The organism is Arthrobacter sp. TmtSoilC79 (assembly GCF_059739405.1).
In genome coordinates this window covers 385,863-404,535 of sequence record NZ_AP046051.1, presented here as the reverse complement: position 1 = coordinate 404,535, position 18,673 = coordinate 385,863, and the positions used below count along the sequence as shown (strand labels likewise).

19 protein-coding genes are annotated in these 18,673 nt (G+C 62.8%); 6 read left to right on the top strand and 13 right to left on the bottom strand.

What is annotated here, in order from left to right; genetic code table 11:
- The first annotated feature begins 6 nt into the window (after positions 1–6).
- Together AC6JA3_RS01960 and AC6JA3_RS01955 are read left to right on the top strand one after the other, a co-directional pair.
- Positions 7–1,338: an ATP-binding protein gene (locus AC6JA3_RS01960; RefSeq protein ID WP_026542671.1), complete on the top strand. Its 1,332-nt coding sequence runs from the start codon at positions 7–9 to the stop codon at positions 1,336–1,338.
- 197 nt (positions 1,339–1,535) lie between these two features.
- Positions 1,536–2,780 carry a low temperature requirement protein A gene (locus AC6JA3_RS01955; protein WP_091553140.1) on the top strand — a complete coding sequence of 415 codons (1,245 nt, stop codon included), beginning with the start codon at positions 1,536–1,538 and terminating at the stop codon, positions 2,778–2,780.
- A gap of 159 nt (positions 2,781–2,939) precedes the next feature.
- Here AC6JA3_RS01955 and AC6JA3_RS01950 read toward each other — a convergent pair whose 3' ends face one another.
- Together AC6JA3_RS01950 and AC6JA3_RS01945 are read right to left on the bottom strand one after the other, a co-directional pair.
- The gene (locus AC6JA3_RS01950; RefSeq protein WP_026542669.1) at positions 2,940–3,476 is read right to left on the bottom strand and encodes an HD domain-containing protein; all 537 of its coding nucleotides are present in this window, start codon (positions 3,474–3,476) and stop codon (positions 2,940–2,942) included.
- Positions 3,477–3,568: 92 nt separating this feature from the next.
- A complete protein-coding gene (locus AC6JA3_RS01945) occupies positions 3,569–4,360 on the bottom strand; it encodes an SDR family NAD(P)-dependent oxidoreductase (RefSeq protein WP_026542668.1) in 792 nt (263 codons plus the stop codon).
- Between the two features lie 105 nt (positions 4,361–4,465).
- On the opposite strand from AC6JA3_RS01945, the gene AC6JA3_RS01940 reads away from it, so the two are divergent.
- Positions 4,466–5,077, top strand: a complete 612-nt coding sequence (locus AC6JA3_RS01940) for a TetR/AcrR family transcriptional regulator (protein WP_026542667.1) — start codon at positions 4,466–4,468, stop codon at positions 5,075–5,077.
- 50 nt (positions 5,078–5,127) lie between these two features.
- Here AC6JA3_RS01940 and AC6JA3_RS01935 read toward each other — a convergent pair whose 3' ends face one another.
- Together AC6JA3_RS01935 and gluQRS are read right to left on the bottom strand one after the other, a co-directional pair.
- Positions 5,128–6,246 (bottom strand): EstA family serine hydrolase, encoded by a 1,119-nt coding sequence (locus tag AC6JA3_RS01935; protein WP_026542666.1) that lies wholly within the window; start codon positions 6,244–6,246, stop codon positions 5,128–5,130.
- Positions 6,247–6,271: 25 nt separating this feature from the next.
- The gene (gene gluQRS / locus AC6JA3_RS01930) at positions 6,272–7,159 is read right to left on the bottom strand and encodes a tRNA glutamyl-Q(34) synthetase GluQRS (RefSeq protein ID WP_026542665.1); all 888 of its coding nucleotides are present in this window, start codon (positions 7,157–7,159) and stop codon (positions 6,272–6,274) included.
- A gap of 359 nt (positions 7,160–7,518) precedes the next feature.
- Here gluQRS and AC6JA3_RS01925 point away from each other — a divergent pair, with 359 nt between their 5' ends.
- Positions 7,519–8,037: an Lrp/AsnC family transcriptional regulator gene (locus AC6JA3_RS01925; protein ID WP_202900200.1), complete on the top strand. Its 519-nt coding sequence runs from the start codon at positions 7,519–7,521 to the stop codon at positions 8,035–8,037.
- Positions 8,038–8,055: 18 nt separating this feature from the next.
- Here the strand turns inward: AC6JA3_RS01925 and AC6JA3_RS01920 are convergent, their stop codons facing one another.
- A complete protein-coding gene (locus AC6JA3_RS01920) occupies positions 8,056–8,511 on the bottom strand; it encodes an Lrp/AsnC family transcriptional regulator (RefSeq protein ID WP_081733412.1) in 456 nt (151 codons plus the stop codon).
- 103 nt (positions 8,512–8,614) lie between these two features.
- Between AC6JA3_RS01920 and AC6JA3_RS01915 the strand changes: the two genes are divergently transcribed.
- A complete protein-coding gene (locus AC6JA3_RS01915; RefSeq protein ID WP_347782440.1) occupies positions 8,615–9,271 on the top strand; it encodes a LysE family translocator in 657 nt (218 codons plus the stop codon).
- On the opposite strand, the gene AC6JA3_RS01910 is transcribed toward AC6JA3_RS01915, so the two are convergent.
- The 3 genes from AC6JA3_RS01910 to AC6JA3_RS01900 all read right to left on the bottom strand — a co-directional run bounded on the left by AC6JA3_RS01910 (position 9,268) and on the right by AC6JA3_RS01900 (position 11,187).
- Positions 9,268–9,735, bottom strand: a complete 468-nt coding sequence (locus AC6JA3_RS01910; RefSeq protein ID WP_026542661.1) for an SRPBCC family protein — start codon at positions 9,733–9,735, stop codon at positions 9,268–9,270. The genes AC6JA3_RS01915 and AC6JA3_RS01910 overlap by 4 nt on opposite strands.
- A gap of 27 nt (positions 9,736–9,762) precedes the next feature.
- Positions 9,763–10,122 carry an ArsR/SmtB family transcription factor gene (locus AC6JA3_RS01905; protein ID WP_026542660.1) on the bottom strand — a complete coding sequence of 120 codons (360 nt, stop codon included), beginning with the start codon at positions 10,120–10,122 and terminating at the stop codon, positions 9,763–9,765.
- A gap of 93 nt (positions 10,123–10,215) precedes the next feature.
- Positions 10,216–11,187 (bottom strand): hypothetical protein, encoded by a 972-nt coding sequence (locus tag AC6JA3_RS01900; protein WP_026542659.1) that lies wholly within the window; start codon positions 11,185–11,187, stop codon positions 10,216–10,218.
- Between the two features lie 156 nt (positions 11,188–11,343).
- Here AC6JA3_RS01900 and AC6JA3_RS01895 point away from each other — a divergent pair, with 156 nt between their 5' ends.
- On the top strand, positions 11,344–11,823 hold the full coding sequence (locus AC6JA3_RS01895; protein WP_026542658.1) for a DUF4383 domain-containing protein: 480 nt from the start codon (positions 11,344–11,346) through the stop codon (positions 11,821–11,823).
- Between the two features lie 177 nt (positions 11,824–12,000).
- On the opposite strand, the gene AC6JA3_RS01890 is transcribed toward AC6JA3_RS01895, so the two are convergent.
- The 5 genes from AC6JA3_RS01890 to AC6JA3_RS01870 all read right to left on the bottom strand — a co-directional run bounded on the left by AC6JA3_RS01890 (position 12,001) and on the right by AC6JA3_RS01870 (position 17,753).
- On the bottom strand, positions 12,001–12,681 hold the full coding sequence (locus AC6JA3_RS01890; RefSeq protein WP_026542657.1) for a response regulator: 681 nt from the start codon (positions 12,679–12,681) through the stop codon (positions 12,001–12,003).
- Positions 12,674–13,999 carry a sensor histidine kinase gene (locus AC6JA3_RS01885; protein ID WP_081733411.1) on the bottom strand — a complete coding sequence of 442 codons (1,326 nt, stop codon included), beginning with the start codon at positions 13,997–13,999 and terminating at the stop codon, positions 12,674–12,676. The genes AC6JA3_RS01890 and AC6JA3_RS01885 overlap by 8 nt, the downstream gene beginning before the upstream one ends.
- Positions 14,000–14,202: 203 nt before the next feature.
- Positions 14,203–15,024: an IclR family transcriptional regulator gene (locus AC6JA3_RS01880; protein ID WP_026542656.1), complete on the bottom strand. Its 822-nt coding sequence runs from the start codon at positions 15,022–15,024 to the stop codon at positions 14,203–14,205.
- Between the two features lie 85 nt (positions 15,025–15,109).
- Entirely contained in the window at positions 15,110–16,366 is a 1,257-nt protein-coding gene (locus AC6JA3_RS01875; RefSeq protein WP_026542655.1) for an aminopeptidase P family protein, read from the bottom strand.
- 28 nt (positions 16,367–16,394) lie between these two features.
- Positions 16,395–17,753: an MFS transporter gene (locus AC6JA3_RS01870; RefSeq protein WP_223943963.1), complete on the bottom strand. Its 1,359-nt coding sequence runs from the start codon at positions 17,751–17,753 to the stop codon at positions 16,395–16,397.
- Positions 17,754–18,673: the final 920 nt, after the last annotated feature.

Below are 18,673 nucleotides of genomic sequence, written 5' to 3'. Positions count from 1 at the left end.
TCACCCATGAGCAACTGGCGCATCAGGGACTTCCATTCCTCCGACCTCGACGGCATCCTGCACCTCTGGGAGTCCCTCAAGGCCGACGGCGTGGAACCGGTATACGCGTTGTCCGAAGTCCTGGCGTCCTGCGAGAAGGACCATGCGGTGGTTGCGGTCCAGGGCGAGCAAGTGGTGGGTGCCGCCGTCGGACGGGCCGCACACGACCAAGGCTGGATCGTCTTCCTTGCCACGCTCACCGAGTTCCGGGGCCGCGGCATCGGCACCTCGCTGCTGTCCGCCGTCGAGAACCGCATGGCACCGCATGGCCTGAACAAACTCTCGGCACTCATGCCGGAGACTGAAACTCGCGTGGAAGCTTTCCTGGGCCGGGGTTTCGTGGTCAAGAAGAACCTGCGGTATTTCGAACGGACCATCCCCGTGCAGCGGCAGGAACTCGGAGCCTTGGGGCTCTTGGGCGGGCGCATCCTTGCCCGCGATCTCTGGGAGAACGTGGCCGGCATGCGCCGCGAGAAGGAACTGCTGGAACGCCGGCTGGTCCTGCCCTTGGCCGAGGCCGACCTCGCCGACGAATATGGCGTGGTGCCCCCGCGCGCCGTGGTGCTGTTCGGGCCTCCGGGTACGGGAAAGACCACGTTTGCCAAGGCCATCGCGTCGCGGCTGGAGTGGCCGTTCGTGGAAGTGTTCCCGTCCCGCTTGGCCGCCGACCCCAAGGGACTCGCGGGCGCGCTGCGGGAGACCTTCCTGGAAATTGCCGAGCTGGAACATGCCGTGGTGTTCATCGACGAGGTGGAAGAAATCGCGTCCCAGCGCGCAGGAGATCCCCCGTCCCCGTTGCAGGGCGTCACCAACGAGCTCCTCAAGATCATCCCTGCGTTCCGCGAACAACCGGGCCGGCTCCTGGTCTGTGCCACCAACTTCATCCGCGCCCTGGACACCGCGTTCCTGCGCCACGGCAGGTTCGACTACGTCATCCCCATCGGCCTCCCTGACGTCCACGCCCGTGAAGCCATGTGGCAACGGTTCATCCCCGCAACGGTGGTGGACTCGGTGGACATCGCCCAGTTGGTGGAACGGACCGAGGGCTTCTCTCCCGCGGACATCGAGTTCGCGGCCCGCAGCGCCTCCCAGCGGGCGCTGGAAAAAGCCGTGTACGACGACGGTGCTGCTTCGGGCGGTTCGGCCGGCGGTGCGTCCGGGGCAGGGGTTGGGTCCGGCACGCGTAAGGGGCCCGTCACTCAGGACTACCTCGACGCGATTGCCGATACCCGGACCACTGTCAGCGCCGAGGTGCACCAGGACTTCCTCGAAGACATCGACGTGTTGGGCCGCGTTTAGTTTCCCTTTGCCCGAGTTCGCGGGAACGCTGTGGGGTCGCTGGAAACTTGCCAGTGATCTCGACGCATTGGGGCGCGTCTAGTTTCCCTTTGCCCGGGTTCGCGGGAAGGTGGCGGGGCCGCTGGAAACTTGCCGGTGATCTCGACGCATTTCAGCGATCTCGGCGTAGAGGCAGGGGCAGCGGTAATCTTTGAGCCATGTCCTCGAATCCCCTTCGCCATGCCCTGTCCCGCATGGGCGGCCGTGATCCCCATGAAAAGCACCGCACGGCAACCCCGCTGGAGCTTTTCTTCGACCTGACCTTCGTCATCGCTTTTGGTGTTGCCGGGAACCAGTTCGCCCATGCCGTGGCGGAGGCGCACTTCTGGCCAGGGCTCCTGGCCTTCTCCTTCGCCATGTTTGCGGTGATCTGGGCCTGGATCAACTTCACGTGGTTTGCCAGCGCCTACGACACCGATGACTGGGTGTTCCGTGTGGTCACTATGGTGCAGATGGTGGGCGTCCTCATTCTGGCCATGGGCATCGAGCCGGTGTTCCACTCCATTATCGAAGGCCAGCACGTGGACAACGTCACCATGGTGCTCGGCTACATCGTCATGCGGGTGGCATTGATCTTCCAATGGTTGCGGGCCGCACGCCAGGATCCCGAACGCAGGGAAACCTGCCTGCGCTACGCGAAGTACGTGGCGATCGTCCAAATCGGGTGGGTTGCTGTTCTTGTGGTCGATGCCAACGTCCTGACCAACTTCCTGATGGCAGCTCCGCTGTTCATCCTGGAAATGGCAGCCCCCTACTTTGCAGAACGGAAGATCCGGACGCCTTGGCATGCGCACCACATCGCTGAAAGGTACGGCCTGCTGGCCATCATCGCCCTCGGCGAATGCCTGATCGGCGCCATCGAAACCCTGCGGGCGATTGTGGCAACCCATCAATGGTCCATGGATGCGGCCCTGGTTGGACTCAGCGGCACCGGACTGGCCTTCGCCATGTGGTGGATCTATTTCATCCTGCCGGCTGGTCCCGCCCTGCACGTCCAGCGGCACCGCTCATGGGTTTTCGGCTACGGGCACATGCCAATCTTCGCTGCCATTGCCGCCACCGGCGCAGGACTGCACGTTGCGGCGTACTTCATTGATCATGAAACCCACATTCCTGCGGCCGCTGCCGTGGCGTCCATTGCCATCCCGGTCATTCTCTTCAAAGCCTCGTTGACCACTCTTTACAGCATCATGCTCGGCCGCGACCGGGAACAGCTCTGGGGCACCGCCCTGGTGCTCGTGGGCCTGGCCGCAAGCGTTGCCATGGCTGCAGCAGGGGCCTCCGTGCCGATCTGCATGCTGGAGATGATGGTGGTCCTTGGCCTGTCGATCGCGTACGACGAACGACGCGGGCACAAAGGCCGGGCAGCGGCACTCCGTCGGCTGGAAACTGCTGCCGGGTGAGGTTTGCCCTGCGTTGCGAGGCCCACTAAGCAGCCTTAGCCCCGCGCAAACCATGCACAACAGGCCCCACAACCCACCACCCCTGCGTTGCGAGGCCCACTAACCACCCAAAACCCCGCGCAAACCATGCAGAACGGGCCCCACAACCCAGGGTGCGGGCTACTCGGGGGCGATCTCGTCCAATTCACGGAGCAGGTGAGGGTTGATCCGCTCCAGGATCATCCGGACTTCTTCGCGGGGAACGGCCGTGTACAACACAGGGCGGGCATCGGCGTAGCGGGTTACCGGCGGTTTGTCCGGCCACTTCTCAGCAAGTGCCTTGACCCTCTCCGGCAGGGAATTGTGGGCATTGTCCGCGATTTTCACCAACGTGGCGTCGTGGTCCTCCGCGACGTAACGGATACCGGCGTCGTAATCATCCGGGTCGTCATGGAAGCGCCGGGTGACGCGTTCAATGATGTCCACAGCCCGCTGGGACACGCCCATGTCCAGCAGTGCCTGCCGGGTGATGGGGGTGTCCTCGGCAATATCGTGGAGGTAGCCGGCGATCTGGATGTCCTCGTCAAAGTCGGCCAGGGCATCGCCCACTGCCAGCACATGCTCGCGGTACGGGCGCTTGAGCTTGTCCTTTTGCCGGTTGTGGGCCACCTCCGCCAGGACCTGGGCTGTTTCTACGGTGAAGCGTGGTTCGGTCATGCTGGCCTCCGGCTTGAAGAGGGACCGACGGGGATCGGTCCTCCCTTCAGGCTATCCGGTGTGACGGAGACGTACGTGCCAAGTGCCCCGGACTACCAGTCCTGTACGGCGCGGGCGGCGATGGCGACGGTCACAGCCCTCGGCATACGCTGGGCGAACCCGGCGGTCACCCTGTTGACCCAGCCCGAGACCACGCTGCCTGGCGTGTCCTTGCGATCGAGTGCCTTGAGCGCAGTGCCGACCACCTGCTCAGGGGTCTGCATCTTGCCAACTGCCGCGGATTCACCACCGAGGACCTCGAAGAACTCAGTACGTGTCGCACCGGGGCAAAGGGCCAGGACACTGAGTCCGGAGTTCTTGGTTTCGTGGGCGACGGCCTCAGTGAAGCTCAGGACGAAGGCCTTGGTGGCGCCGTAAACGGCCATGCCTGGAATGGGCTGGAAGGCTGCGGTGCTGGCGATGTTCACCAGAGCACCCTTCCCGGAGGCTAGCAGGCCTGGGAGGAAGGCCCGGGTGATGTCCACGAGGGCCGCCACGTTCAGGGAAATTTCGGACGCAATGACGTCCGGATCTTCCTCGGCCAGCGGGCCGTGGGTAGCGAAACCGGCATTGTTGATCAGGGTGTCCACAGTGATTCCGCGGCCGGAGAGTTCGCTCAAAAGCTCCCGGCCCACGCCTGCCCGGCCCAGGTCCAACGGGAGCACTGTCACGGTGACGCCGTGCCGCGAGCGCAGGTCCTGAGCCAACTCTTCCATACGGTCTGCGCGCCTGGCTACCAGGACAAGGTTGGAGCCCCGTGCGGCGAATTGTCCGGCGAACTCAGCGCCCAGTCCGGAGCTGGCGCCGGTGATGAGGGCAGTTGTGCCTGCGTAGGTCATGGTCATGGCGGATTCCCGTTTCGGTTGAGTCGGAGACTGATGTAGTCGCTGTCTACATGGTAGGCAGTGTCTACTTTGTTGTCAATGACTACATTGGCTTAGACTTGTGGCATGACTGACCAGCCCTACCACCATGGAAAACTCCGGGAAGCCCTCCTGGAACGCGCCATGGTCACCATCGAAGAAGCCGGCGTGGAGGGACTCTCGCTGCGGCAGCTGGCCAGGGACGTCAACGTCAGCCACGGTGCCCCGGCCAAGCACTTCCGCGATAAGCAAGCCCTCATCGACGCCGTGGCGCTGGCCGGTTTCGAGTCGATGAACAGCCTCATTCAGGACGCCGCCCGGTCCGGCGACGACCTCCGCAGCCGTTTCGTCAGTGTTGGGAAGTCCTACGTGGACTTCGCCGTTCAGCACCCTGCCCTGTTGACGGTCATGTACTCCACCAAGCACCACCCGGACTCCAGCGAGGAACTGCGGAACACCGGCGCTCAAGGCATACAGGTTGCCCAGGCACTGATCGCCGAGGCCCAGCAGGCCGGCGCCCTGGCTCCGGGCAACACGGAAACGCTGGCCATGGTGTGCTTCGTCAGCCTCCACGGCACAGCCCTCCTCGCGGCCGGCGGACATCTGGACGGCAACTCCGTGGAGGACGTGGTCATGGCTGCCACCGACACCCTCTGGGCAGGGATGGCCGCCGGCGTCCCTGCGGCGCAGCTCGATTAGGCAGCCCAACTCCCCCCAGCCCAACTCCCCCGAACCCTGCTAATCCACAGCTACGCCGGAAGCCCTGCGATGACTTCCCGTACCGCGGAGCTGAGCTGGAAGTTGCGGCACCCCACTCCCCCAGGCTCCGCCTGCTGCGGGACGTACCCAAAGCCGAGTTGATAAACAGGGTCCGCGAACCCCAAAGATGCGCTGGCGCCGTCGTGCCCGAACGCGCGATAGCTGCCGAACGGCATCCGCGCGTGGGACTTCATGAACACCGTTGCGAAGCAGCCTGCCTCGCCAAAGACGCGGTCGATGCCGAAGACCTGTTCGGCGGACATAGTCCTGATGGTCTCTTCAGTCAGGAGGGGCACGGGATCCCCGGAGCCGGCCAAGCCCGTCAGCGCAGCAGCGTAAATCCTCGCCATGCCCTCGGCACTGGCCACGCCGGCGGCCGAACTCAGCCCGGCAGCCCGCACTTCCCGGATGTTCGGCAGGTCCAGGATGTCACCCACCGCAGAATTGGCCGCCAACCCAAAATGGCTGGCTGGATCCACCCAGGGCCAGGAAGGATCGGCCGCCCAGCGGAAAGGTGCGAAGCGGCCCTCTTCGGACTCGGGCAGGCCCAGGAAGAAGTGGGCTCCGGTTACAGCCCGGATCCGCTGTTCAAAGACATCCTGAAGGGTTGAGCCGGTGATGCGGCGGCAGAGCTCTTCCATGAAGATCCCGATGGTCAGCGCGTGGTATCCGAACGCTGCGCCAGGTTTCCACAAGGGTGCCAGTCCGGCGAGCTTTTCCGCTGCGAGCTCGGAGTTATTGACCTCGTCCAGCGTCAGTCCCCCTTCGACTCCCAGCAGCCCTGCCTGATGCGAGAGGAGCTGGGCCACGGTGATCGACGCCTTGCCCTCTAATCCAAACTCCGGCCAATACTTGACCACCTCGGCGTCAAGATCCAGCTGGCCGTCCTGGACGAGCAACGCCATCACCAGCCCGGCCATGCCTTTGGAACAGGAGAAAACACCCGTGACTGAGTCGGGACGGATGTGGGGACCGCCGCTGAGGTCGAGTACTTTGACCCCGCGGTGGTATGCCGCCACCTGCGCAGAATAGTCCGCGTCCTGATCGAGGAATCGGCCGAAGAGCTCGGCAACGGGTTCAAATCCTGGGGCGATCACCTGTGCATGCATCCAGACAGCCTACGTGGTGGGCAGCTCAGGGCCGGGGAGTTTTCCACACCCAAGGGTCCCTGGGCAGCTTCCGGGCATCGAAGTGCGGCAGGACCTGCGCAAGGGTTCCCGCGGGCAGGCCCAGTGATTCAAGGATCAGGTGACGTACCCGTTCGGCAGGGATTCCGACGGCGGCGAGGTCGCCCAGCGTGACAGCGCCGTCGCGCTTCGCCAGCCTCACGCCGTCGTGGTTCACCACCAGCGGAACGTGGGCGTATTCGGGTATCGGCAGGCCCAAAAGTGTCGCCAAATAGGCCTGCCGAGGGGTGGACGGAAGGAGGTCGTCGCCGCGCACCACCTGGTCGATCCCCTGGGCGGCATCATCCACCACCACCGCCAGGTTGTAGGCGGTCACTCCGTCATTCCTGCGGAGCACAAAGTCGTCCACGACCCCCACGTAATTACCCTGCAACTGGTCCTCAACAGCCCACTCGGAAACGTCCGCCCGCAAGCGGATCGACGCCGGACGTGACGCGCGCCGGATCTCCCGTTCCGCAGTCGACAACCGCCGGCATGTCCCCGGATAGGCGCCCTGCGGCGCATGGGGCGCGGACGGCGCTTCCTGGATTTCCCGGCGGGTACAGAAGCACTCGTAGGTGCGGCCATCAGCGGTAAGGCGCGCAATCGCTGCGTCGTAGAGCGCCGCGCGCTCAGTCTGGCGTACGACGGCGGCGTCCCAACTGACGCCGATTGCCTCCAGATCGCGGAGCTGCTCCGCCTCCGCGCCGGACCGGGCACGGTCAAGGTCCTCCACCCGCAAGAGGAAATCCCTGCCGCTGGACTTCGCGAACAGCCAGGCAAGAATGGCCGTTCGGAGGTTGCCGACGTGCAGTTCGCCCGAAGGGCTCGGGGCGAAACGGCCAGCTGAAGTCATGGTCCAAGCCTATGCGCCGGCCGATCCTGGCGGGTGCCCGCTAACGCCTGGCCGGCGCCCGGCAACGCAAGGCGGGCGCCCGGCTATACGCGGCGGACGCCCGGCAACGCAAGAGCCCCTCAGCTACCGCAACGATCCGGTGGCTCAGGGGCTCTTACTGTGCTGCCCGCACGATACGGGCGAGTGCAGAATGACAATGCTGTGAACAAGAGTCAATCAGCGGCGGCTTCCTTGCGGGAAACGTATGCAGGGAACCGGGTGGTGTTCCGGATGCCTGGTGCCTGCGGGGTCCGGCGGTAGCCTTGCCCTGCTTCGTTGTCACCATTTGAGCAGAACGCATACAGTTGGTGCAACGGACGATGAAAAGATTGGTCGATCTGACCAGTCAGCACGGAATACTTGGACAGGAAGTGGTCACTTTGCAGGAACTCGACGCAACGGACAGACGAATCCTGGCTGCCCTCGATGATGATCCCCGGGTTCCCATCATGGTGTTGGCCCAGAAACTCCACCTCGCCCGCGGTACCGTGCAATCCCGCTTGGAACGGATGACGGCGGCCGGAGCCCTGCGGCCCAACAGCAGCCGTGTCCTGCCCTCGGCCCTGGGCCGTGGCGTAGCGGCGGCAGTCAGCGCTGAGCTGGACCAAAGCCACTTGAACGAAGCGATCGCCGCACTCCGGGAGATCCCGGAAGTCCTCGAATGCCACGCCCCGGCCGGGGATACGGACCTCATCATCAGGGTGGTGGCCAAGAGCCCGGACGATCTATACCGGGTCTCCGAGGAAATTCGCCTGTGCCCTGGAATTGTCCGGACGTCCACCAGCATGTTCCTCCGCGAAGTGATTCCGTACCGGACCACCGGGCTGTTGGCTCAATAACCGGCAGGCAGCCCGGGACTAGACGGGTGGGCCGATGTTGGTTTTCAGGTTCTTCATCACCAACGTGGACGTCAGCCGCTCCACGGCAGGGAGAGCGGCCAGTTCCTCATCATAGAAACGCTGGTAGGCCGGAAGGTCGGCCGCGATGACCTTGAGCAGATAGTCAGGGGATCCGAAAAGCCGCTGGGCCTCCACAATGTTGGGGCTGGCCGTAACGCGATCCTCAAACTCCGCCATGATGGTGCGCTCCACTTGTTTGAGCGTCACGAACACGATGGCCTCGAAACCCAGCCCCAGCGCCGCCGGATCAATGTCCGCACGGTAGCCCCGTATCACGCCCGATGACTCCAGGTCCCGGAGCCTCCGATGGCACGGCGCAACCGTCAAACCCACCTGCGAGGCAAGGGCTGTGGCCGTCATTCGACCATCCTCTTTGAGGTGGCGCAAAATACTTCTGTCGATTCCATCAATCACGCAATAATCGTACTCGTATCAGCGTTTTTTGAGCTAAAAACAAGAGCACTTATCGACCGTTTTTGCCTAGAGTTTTCCCAGCATCTAGCCCTGGAGGGAAAACGTGAATCCGCAGCTGTTCCTGGCCTTCATGGTGGTCGCCGTCAGCCTGGCCTGCACGCCCGGCGTCGACTGGGCCTATTCCATTTCGGCAGGACTCAAGCAACGCAGCTTCGTCCCCGCCGTCGCAGGCCTGTGCAGTGGATATGTCATCCATACCTTGCTCATGGTGGCAGGGCTGGCGGCCCTGCTGGCCGGAGTTCCGGGCCTCCTGGGGTGGCTGACCATCGCCGGCGCGGGCTACTTGTTGTATCTCGGCGTCTCCACCATGCGCTCATGGCGAGGCGCGAGTTTCAGTGCGGAAGCCGGCGTCGTACAGTCCGGAAACCAGCTCCGCACGTTCTTCCAAGGCATGGGCACCAGCGGCATCAACCCCAAAGGCCTGCTGTTCTTCGTTGCTCTGGTACCGCAGTTCGTCAGCCCTGAGGCAGCGCTGCCCGTTCCGCTCCAGTCAGGCTTGCTGGGCCTGACCTTCGTGATCCTGGCCGCGGTGGTGTACACAGGCGTGGCGTTGACGTCCCGGAAGCTGCTGGCTTCCCGGCCCGGCGCCGCGCGGGTTGTAACCCTGGTCAGCGGGATCATCATGATCGGACTCGGGACAGTGCTGTTGTCGGAGCAACTCTTCCCACTGCTGGTGCAGATACAAGCGGCAAACAGCTAACCTGCGAGCAGTTCGTCCAGGCGCTCGTATCCTTCGATCACGCCGTAGTCCATCCCGGTTGCCACGGCCATGTTGCGGGCTTCCACCGAGGGGTAGACCTCGTGGGCAGACATCCGGGTCCTGCCATCGATTTCCTCGAACGTGGTGGTGCTGATGACCACCTGGTTGGGCGCGCCCTCGAATTCGACGGTCTGGATGATCAGGGCATCGGATTCAACGGTGTGGAAAACACCGCGGAAGCCGTACATGCCGTTCTCATCACCGCTTTCGTAGCGCCAGCTTCCGCCAGTGGTTGCGTTGTACTCGGTAATTTTCGTCTGCGTGCTGCGGGGGCCCAACCACTTGGCCAAGAGATCCGGGTCTACGTGGGCTTTGAAAACTGCGCTGACCGGGGCATCGAATTCGCGGACCGTGTCCACGAACGGGACGCCTTCGTTGGCAGTGATCGTTGTTGGATTGCTCATGAGGGTTCTTCCTTCATTGCTGTTCGTTCATTTTTCCGGGTGGGTGCCGGCCTTTGGGGAGGTACCCAGCAACTCGTCCAACTGCCGGAAGCGTGACTCGGCAATCAGTCGGTACTGGTCAATCCATGCCGTCAAACGCTCCAAGGCTGCCGCGTCCAAGTGAACGGGCCGCCGTTGAGCATCGCGTGAGCGGGTTACCAGTCCTGCGTTTTCCAGGACCTGAATGTGTTTGGAAACCGCCTGCTTGGTGATGGCGAAAGGTTCCGCAAGCTCATTGACGGTGGCCTCGCCCCGGGACAGCCGGGCCACAATGGCCCGTCGCACCGGATCTGCCAGCGCCATGAAGGCTTTGTCCAGGGTTTCTGTCCCCTGAGCATCGTGTTCCATCGCCGTCCCGTCTTCCATAATCAACCAAGCCATTGATCAACTGCTTGGTTGATTAAGAGAATACGCTTCTACCCCCGCTGGCACAATGGTTTTCTATTCGCCGCCCAGTTGCCTGAAGTCGTTTTCCCAAAGACGCCGCATCTCCGCGTCCTTGCGGATAACTTCCAAGGTCTCCAGCTCCGCTGGCGGGGCCGGACGCTTGGACCGCGGAGTCAACGTGCGGCGACCTTGGTCCAGCGCCAGGAGCGCGCGGTCCGTCAAAGCATCATTCTTCAAAGCCAAGTTGGTCTTTCGGCGCCGGAGGACTTCCTTCAACGCGGCTTGGGCGGCCTCGAAGTCGCCCCTCGCGCGCTGCGAACGGGCACGGATCAACAGGAGCGCCGCCGAGAGGTCGTCGGTATTCAACAAACCTTCCGTCCACAGCACCACGTCACGGTGTCGTTCCAACGAAAACGCCGCGGTGCAGCGCGCCAACGCAGAAGGCAACGACGGCGGCAACGTCACCACAGCTTCCAACGCCGCCTCGGTCAATCCCATCTCCCGCAAGCAATGGGCCAGCGCCAGGAACACCGATTCCTCGCTGAACAAAACCGGAACCTCAATCCGTTCAGCCACCTCGACCTTGGTGACCACCTGCCCAAGGTAGATAGCCGAGAACTGGCTGGCGTCGTCGTCGATCCTTGTTGTTAATCCGCGCTGCAGCAGCTCGGAGGCCCGCAGGAACCCGCCGTGTTTGTAAGCAAGCAAGCCCGCCATCACGTGGCACAGGCCGGCCCATCCCGGGTTCATGCGGCCGAAAGCCAGGAGGCGATCCGGTTCCGTGGACGTAAACACGGCGTCGTGCATCGCCTTGGCCGTCTTGGAAGAGAGCATCCTCAACCGCGGGACGTTGCCGGTTACAGTCAACCGCGCGTGGTCCCGCCCACCCAGCACCCCGGAAAGTACGTCGTTCACGCCGTCCGTGAGCCCGCGAACCGGGGTACGGACGTAACCCTCGCGGAAAGGCGTGAGGTCCCGGGTGTCATGGAAAATCGTGTGCACGCGGCCGTTGGGAGCTTGGCTCATAACCCCATGCTAACCGCCGCTGAACTGGGCACATCCCCTGCTATCGGAGGCATTTCAGGAGTATTATGGCGGCGTCGGCAAGGTTTTGCGACACCCCTTGCCGCAGGTCGGCTCTCCATGAGAAGAGCCGGGTAACCGCGTGAAAGGGAGGACTTGATGACCACCGCTTCGCACCCCGCCGAACACCACCACATGATGGGGTTGACGCTACGCAACACCGCCATGGGCGTTGGCATTGTATTTCTGCTGGTAGGCGTCCTGGGCTTTATCCCAGGGATCACCACCAATTTCGGCGCCATGACCTTTGCGGGACATGAATCCGGCGCCATGCTGCTTGGAGTCTTCCAAGTGTCCGTACTCCACAACATCGTTCACCTGCTGTTTGGCGTGGCCGGCTTGGCCATGGCAAGGAACGCTCGCATGGCCCGCCTGTTCCTGTTGGGCGGCGGCGCCGTGTACATCGTTCTTTGGATCTACGGCCTGGTCATCAACCAGGAAACAGGCGCCAACTTTGTCCCCTTCAACACCGCCGACAACTGGCTCCACCTGATCCTCGGTGTTGCCATGATCGGCTTGGGTGCTTGGCTGGGCAGGGATGCCATGGACGAAACAACCACGACGCGACGGAGGATGTAACGCTTCCACGCACCTTGGTGAATAAACGACGGCGACCGCCTCCCCTGAGGGGACGGCCGCCGTTTTTCGTTCGCCACCGCCTCGCCCAGGTGCCAATTAACGACAATGTTTGCGCTCCGGATTGTCACCACCTGCCATGTCGGCGCGCGTTTTAAGCGCTCGACGGCGGGTACCCGGCTATCCGAGCAGCCGGTGCTCGTAAGCGAATGACACGAGTTGGAGCCGCGTCCCGACGCCCAGTTTTGTGAGGACACTGCGCAGATGCGTTTTGACCGTAGCCTCGGATACGAACAAGCTTTCTGCCATGGCACCGTTGCTCAAACCCTTGGCTGCCAAGAGGAAGACCTCCCGCTCGCGCACAGACAAAGGAGCCAGGACGGAAAGATCCGGCCCCGCAACCGGCACTGTCCGGGCAGCATGCTGAAACAGGTCATGCACGGATCCTGGCGCGATGACCGAGTACCCGGAATAAACGGTCCTGATAGCCGCCAACAGAAACTCCGGTTCGGCGCTTTTTAGCAGATACCCGCTTGCGCCCGCTTGGACGGCCTCAACCACAGCCTGGTCACGGTTGAAAGTGGTCAAGGCGATGATTTTCGGCTTCTCCAACCCGTCACGCAACGCAGCATCCCAGAGGTGCTTGGTGGCAGTTACCCCATCCATCACCGGCATACGGAGATCCATGAGCAAGACGTCAGGCGGCTGCTCTGTGGCGCGCGCCACCGCCTCGCTGCCGTCGCCAGCCTCCCACGCCAGCAGCATGTCCGGCTGGCTTTGAACCAACATCCGGATACCGGCCCGGAACAAGGGCTGGTCGTCAACCAGCGCCACGGAGATCGGCGCAGGTGATTCAGCCAAGGCCACCAGCTCCTCCCGCCGGGGTCCGTTCTCCCAGATCCGTCAATGCCTCGGATGGATGCGAGGTAGCCTGCAGACTCGCGGTTCCATAGGGAAGAAAAGCAGTTACCCGAAACTGCTCGCCATCCGGGCCCACAGTCAGCCAACCACCGGCGAGATGCGCGCGCTCCCGCATACCGGGAACGCCTCGTCCATACCGTTCCTTGGCCTGCCCGGCGTCCGTTTCCCCCAACGGAACGGACGCCGGCAGCGTGGAGGAAGCATGAAGTGTCAGCCCTGGGCCGCTCCAATCGAAATGCACCCGCACGGCGGTTCCCCGGCCGCCATGCTTCAGTGCGTTGGTGAGACATTCCTGGACGATTCTGAACACTGCCAGCTGCTGACCTGCTCCCAGTTCAACGGGTACACCGCTCTCACTGTGCTCAATCTCAAGGCTGCCCTGACGCATGCGTTCCATCAGCGGTCCGACGTCGCTGATCAAGGGTTGTGGGGCAACCATGCCATCGTCCCTAACGCCTTCGATGACGCGTTGGGCATCAACCAATGCGTGCCTGGCTGATACGGCGATGTTCTCCAACGCGTCCAGGACAGGCTTTGGCTGACCTTTGCTCAGATACCGCGTGCCATCAGCCTGGGCCGTAATGACTGCCAATGAATGAGCCAGGACATCATGCAGATCGCGGGCGATCCGAGTGCGTTCCTGCTCAATGACCAGTTCGATTTCTGTTTCCTTAAGGCTGGCCTGGGTGAGCACCTGCGCCTTGGACAATGCCCGGCGGTCTTCATACAGGGCTGCAAGGATGCCGAGCGTGCCGCAAGCGGCGGCAACGAGCAACAAAACGCTCGACAATTGCCCGCCGTAGTTCCGCAGAGCGAAACCATCTCCCAAATACATCGGCCTGAACCAACCAACTCCGTCGCCGTAGCGGGCGGAGATCATCATGTAGGTCATGACCAAAACGAAGAGGACATTAGCGGAGACGGCCAGGATTCTCTGCCTCTTATTGCCCGTCCACATGATGAACCCAAGTGATACAAAGGACCCCAGGTAGATCGCCCAATGGTTTGACAACATGGCCGGGACGATGTGCACGAGTTGTCCCACCAGCAGGACAGCCGTCAATCCAAGAGAAAGGTAGGGCTTCCACGTCGCAGTTCCTATCGCTGCCGTCATTACAAGCAGCGGTATGGCGCCTGGCCAATAGAAGCCCGGCCACGGCCCCATCCGGCCAGCTTCCCCCACACACCACAGCACAAAGAAGATGGCAGCCGCCGCGGGGGCGCCCCAATGCCGGACAACTCTCAGTGTTCGTTCCATGCCAGTCAGGGTATCCACGGCTTAGATGCGAATCGGACCAAAACCCGATTCCGCCGGCGATCTCCACCTTAAAGCCAGCACAATCATCCTCCAGGAATTCCGCGCCTCGCCTAGGTGCCAATTAAGGGCATTGTTTGCGCTCCGGATTGTCACCAGCTGCCATGTCGGCGCGCGTTTTAAGCGCTCGACGGCGGGTACCCGCCTTAGCGCGGGGCGCGCCCACCCAGCCTCGTTGTGACCTTGGCTGCTGCTGCGGAACAGGCTTCACCAAGGCTGTCCAAGGTGTCCTGGGAAACCCGGAACTTGGGAGCCGGAATCAGGACCGAGGCCACAATGTCGCCGCGATGGTCATAAACGGGCGATGCCACTCCGACTTCTTCAATGGACGTCTCCCCGAAGTTCACTGCCCAGCCGCGCTCCACGGATTCCTCAACCCTGGCCAGGTACGCCTCAATGGCATCCCCGTCCAGGCCTGGAAGGCTGATCGACCCGCTGCGCAGGAGCTGCCGCACACGATCTTTGTCCTCCGCGCCGAGGAACACCTGCACCGATGAACTCAGGGCCTCGTTGTAGCGGGCACCCAAGGGAGCCAAGTGCTTGACCTGGTGCCGGCTGGGGATCTGTTCCACGCACATGGACTCGTTGCCGTTCCACACCATGAGCGCGCTCGTCTCCCCCGTGCGTTCTGTCAGTTCGCGCAGCACGGGGTAGGCCACGCGACGCTCTTCGAGTTCCGCCAGGAGGGGGCCCGCCATGGCGATCATCCCCAGCCCCAAGCGGAACCTGCGCGAATCGACGTCGCGCTCTACCAGGTTTTCCTGTTCCAGCGTCGCCAGCATGCGGGAAACAGTGCTCTTGTGAAGACCAATGCGCCCAGCGATTTCGGTGACTCCAAGGAGAGGCTCCTCAGCGGTGAAACTCCTCAGTACTGCAATGGCATTGACGATCACCGACGTGCTTTTGCTGTCACCATTGCCGTTGCTGTTGCTGCTCTCAGGAGTTTCGCTGGATTCAGTGGGGGTCATGGGTTCACTATATTTCGCTTGGAGACAATCCCTCGGACAGGGCCAAGGCCGGTGGACACCACGCTGTGTCCACCGGCCGGGGTCACTAGGCTCCGATGATGTTGTACTCGGGGCCGAACGGGAACTTGGTGATGTTCTCCGCACCGTCCTCGCCCACCACCAGGATGTCGTGCTCGCGGTAACCGCCGGCACCCGGCTGGCCGTCCAGCACGGTGATCATCGGTTCCATGGAAACCACCATGCCCGGTTCCAGGACGGTGTCGATGTCCTCGCGGAGTTCCAATCCAGCTTCACGGCCGTAGTAGTGGCTCAGCACGCCGAACGAGTGGCCGTAGCCGAACGTCCGATTGGCCAGGAGCCCGTGGCTGACGTAGATCTCGTTGAGCTCGGCGGCGATGTCCTTGCAGACGGCTCCGGGCTTGATGAGTTCGAGGCCGCGCTTGTGGACCTCCACGTTGATGTTCCACAGTTCCAAGGAACGGGCGTCCGGTTCACCGTAGAACAGGGTCCGTTCCAATGCGGTGTAGTAACCGCTGGTCATGGGGAAGCAGTTCAGCGACAGGATGTCGTGTTCCTGGATTTTGCGCGTGGTGGCCCAGTTGTGGGCGCCGTCAGTGTTGATGCCGGACTGGAACCACACCCAGGTGTCGCGGATTTCGGAGTCCGGGAACGTCCGGGCGATCTCGTGCACCATCGCTTCTGTGCCGATCAGGGCAACCTCATACTCGGTGATGCCGGCTGTGATGGCGTTGCGGATGGCTTCTCCACCGAGGTCACCGATGCGGGCACCGTGCTTGATCACCGCGATTTCCTCGGCCGACTTGATCATCCTCTGCCGCATGGCAGCCTGCGCCACGTCCACCAGCGTTGCTCCGGAGAAGGCAGCCTGGATCTTGTTGCGGTTGTCCAGCGGCAGCGAATCATCTTCGACGCCGATACGGCGCGGGTTGATCCCGCGGGTCCGCAGAACTTCCTGGATGGCGTGGATGTAGTTGTCACGGCGCCAGTCCGTGTACACCAGGTTGTCGCCGTAGCTGCGGCGCCAAGGCATCCCGGCGTCGATATTTGCCGTAATGGTGACCGTGTCGTCCTTGGTAACCACCATGCCGTAGGAGCGGCCAAAGTAGGTGAAGAGGAAGTCGGAGTAGTACTTGATGGAGTGGTAGCTGGTGAGGACCACGGCGTCGAGGTCTTTCTCGGCCATGATGCTGCGCAGGCCGCTGAGGCGGCGTTCAAACTCGGCGTCGGAGAAGGTCAGCGAGACCTTTTCGCCGTTGTTGAGGACTTTGGTGCGCTCGAGCTTGGCGACATCGTTGACGGCCTCGTTCTGCGTGATGGTCATGGTGGTTCCTTTCAATGGGTGGGTTGTACTAGTCCTGCAGCAGAGGCTTCTTGGAAGTCTCCGTAGCGAACAGGACTGCGATGAGGGAAACTATGGCGGCGGCCACGAGGTACCAGCCGGGGGCCAGTTTGCTGGCGGTCATGCCGATCAGGAGGGTGGCCATGAACGGAGCGGTGCCGCCGAACAGGGCATTGGAGAGGTTGAAGCTGACGGCGAAGCCCGTGTACCGGACCTTCGTGGGGAAGAGTTCGGCGAGGAAGCTGGGCAGCGTGCCGTCGTTGAGGGTGAGCATGCCGCCCAGCAGGATCTGCACAAGGACAATGACCAGGAAATTGCGGGTGTCCAGGAGCATGAACGCCGGCACCGTCAGCAGGATGAAGAGGACCGATGCAGTGATCAGCATGCGTTTGCGGCCGAATTTGTCCGAGGCGATGCCCGTCAGGAAGATGAACCCGATGTAGCTGGCCAGGGCAATGGTGGTGGCCAGGAACGACTCCGTGGCGCCGAAGCCCAACTCCTCCGACAGGTACGTGGGCATATAGCTGAGGATCACGTAGAAGCCGACGGCGTTCAGCAACACAGCGCCCGTGGCGATGATGAGCTGCTTCCGATAGGTCCTGAACATTGCCAGGGCCGGTGCCTTGACGTTGTTGTCCTTGGCAGCGAGTTCACGGAAGGCCGGCGTGTCCTCCAGTTTTGTGCGGATGTACCTTCCGATCAGGCCCATGGGCGCGGCGAGCAGGAACGGCAACCGCCAGCCCCACTCGTTGAGCTGCTCCGCGCTGAGTACTGAAGTCAGCAGGGCGGCCAGCAAGGAGCCCAGCAACAGTCCCGCTGCGGTGCTTGCAGGCACGACGGCGGCATACAGTCCGCGGCGGTTCGCCGGCGCATACTCCACCAGGAAAGCGGACGCCCCGGCGTACTCCCCCGCAGCGGAGAATCCTTGAACCACGCGTACGAGGAGGAGCAGGACAGGGGCCATCACGCCGATGGTGGCGTAGCCCGGGATCAGTGCGATGCAGAAAGTGGCTACCGACATCAACACGATCGAGAGGGACAGCGCCTGCTTTCGTCCCAGTCGATCGCCGATGTGGCCCCAGACGAAGCCGCCGAGGGGCCTCACGAAGAAGCTGATGGCGAAGACACCGAACGTCGCAAGCAGGGCCGTCTGCCGGTCTGACTCCGGGAAGAAGACCGTGGAGATGATGCCGGCCAAGTAGCCGTAGACGGCGTAGTCGAACCACTCAACAAAGTTGCCGATGAAGCTGGCAGTGACCACTCGCCGTCGAGTGTCCTTGCTGACTGAAGTGTTGGGGCCTGGGATGTGGTTGGAGCCGGAGGCGGATGAGGTGCCTTGCTCGGCTGCCACAGAGGATTCATTGCTCATGTGTCCACCAAAATCATTGGGGCTGCATTCAATGCAACGCTGTTGCACCAGAGTATGTGTGAGCGGCGCCACGGTCAAGAGGCGGGGGAAACTTTACTTTCGGAGTTCTGCGAGTCCCTGGATATCTGATCGCCACCCTGGTCCACATTCCCAAAGTTGCATTCACAGCGACCCAGTTGCGCCAGAAGCGGCTCAATACCCGTCGCTCTCTCACATCCCCCGGCCTCCACGGGATCGCTCGCTCACATCCCCCGCCCTCCATGGAATCGCTCTCTCACATCCCCCGGCCTCCACAGGATCGCTCGCTCACATCCCCCGCCCTCCATGGAATCGCTCTCTCACATCCCCCGGCCTCCACGGAATCGCTCGCTCACATCCCCACCCCTTCCCCGCGTCGCTCTCTCACTCCCTTGAAGAAAGTTGACCGCGAGGGCCTCCAGCACGGACACCAAGGTCGGCCCGACTCACGCCTTGAGATCGCGGTAGAAAGGCCGCGGGCAAACGAAGTGCGGATTCCCCGTCCAGTCGGCGGCGCTTTCAAGCCAGGGGGATGTGAAAGAGCGTCGGGCCCAAGCCAAGGGGATGTGAAAGAGCGTCGGGAGGGGGTGGGGTTATCCGGCAGCGCGCGTCCAAGCGAGGAACGAGCGAGCGCGAAGAGGATGACGCCACCACCGGGCGACACGAGAGAAGATCACGCTCAAGCCAGGGGGAAGTGAGCGAGCGACGCGCTCAAGCCAGGGGGATGTGAGAGAGCGACGCGCTCAAGCCAGGGGGAAGTGAGCGAGCGACGCGCTCAAGCCAGGGGGATGTGAAAGAGCGTCGGGAGGGGGTGGGGTTATCCGGCAGCGCGCGTCCAAGCGAGGAACGAGCGAGCGCGCAGAGGATCACGCCACCACCGGAAGGCGACAGCGCTCAAGCCA

What these genes read in the sequence shown, in the direction of transcription:
- AC6JA3_RS01960 (WP_026542671.1), top strand. Translation starts at nt 7, where the DNA reads ATGAGCAACTGGCGCATCAGGGACTTCCATTCCTCCGACCTCGACGGC.
- AC6JA3_RS01955 (WP_091553140.1), top strand. Translation starts at nt 1,536, where the DNA reads ATGTCCTCGAATCCCCTTCGCCATGCCCTGTCCCGCATGGGCGGCCGT.
- AC6JA3_RS01950 (WP_026542669.1), bottom strand. Translation starts at nt 3,476, where the DNA reads ATGACCGAACCACGCTTCACCGTAGAAACAGCCCAGGTCCTGGCGGAG.
- AC6JA3_RS01945 (WP_026542668.1), bottom strand. Translation starts at nt 4,360, where the DNA reads ATGACCATGACCTACGCAGGCACAACTGCCCTCATCACCGGCGCCAGC.
- AC6JA3_RS01940 (WP_026542667.1), top strand. Translation starts at nt 4,466, where the DNA reads ATGACTGACCAGCCCTACCACCATGGAAAACTCCGGGAAGCCCTCCTG.
- AC6JA3_RS01935 (WP_026542666.1), bottom strand. Translation starts at nt 6,246, where the DNA reads ATGCATGCACAGGTGATCGCCCCAGGATTTGAACCCGTTGCCGAGCTC.
- gluQRS (WP_026542665.1), bottom strand. Translation starts at nt 7,159, where the DNA reads ATGACTTCAGCTGGCCGTTTCGCCCCGAGCCCTTCGGGCGAACTGCAC.
- AC6JA3_RS01925 (WP_202900200.1), top strand. Translation starts at nt 7,519, where the DNA reads ATGAAAAGATTGGTCGATCTGACCAGTCAGCACGGAATACTTGGACAG.
- AC6JA3_RS01910 (WP_026542661.1), bottom strand. Translation starts at nt 9,735, where the DNA reads ATGAGCAATCCAACAACGATCACTGCCAACGAAGGCGTCCCGTTCGTG.
- AC6JA3_RS01905 (WP_026542660.1), bottom strand. Translation starts at nt 10,122, where the DNA reads ATGGAACACGATGCTCAGGGGACAGAAACCCTGGACAAAGCCTTCATG.
- AC6JA3_RS01900 (WP_026542659.1), bottom strand. Translation starts at nt 11,187, where the DNA reads ATGAGCCAAGCTCCCAACGGCCGCGTGCACACGATTTTCCATGACACC.
- AC6JA3_RS01895 (WP_026542658.1), top strand. Translation starts at nt 11,344, where the DNA reads ATGACCACCGCTTCGCACCCCGCCGAACACCACCACATGATGGGGTTG.
- AC6JA3_RS01885 (WP_081733411.1), bottom strand. Translation starts at nt 13,999, where the DNA reads ATGGAACGAACACTGAGAGTTGTCCGGCATTGGGGCGCCCCCGCGGCG.
- AC6JA3_RS01880 (WP_026542656.1), bottom strand. Translation starts at nt 15,024, where the DNA reads ATGACCCCCACTGAATCCAGCGAAACTCCTGAGAGCAGCAACAGCAAC.
- AC6JA3_RS01875 (WP_026542655.1), bottom strand. Translation starts at nt 16,366, where the DNA reads ATGACCATCACGCAGAACGAGGCCGTCAACGATGTCGCCAAGCTCGAG.
- AC6JA3_RS01870 (WP_223943963.1), bottom strand. Translation starts at nt 17,753, where the DNA reads ATGAGCAATGAATCCTCTGTGGCAGCCGAGCAAGGCACCTCATCCGCC.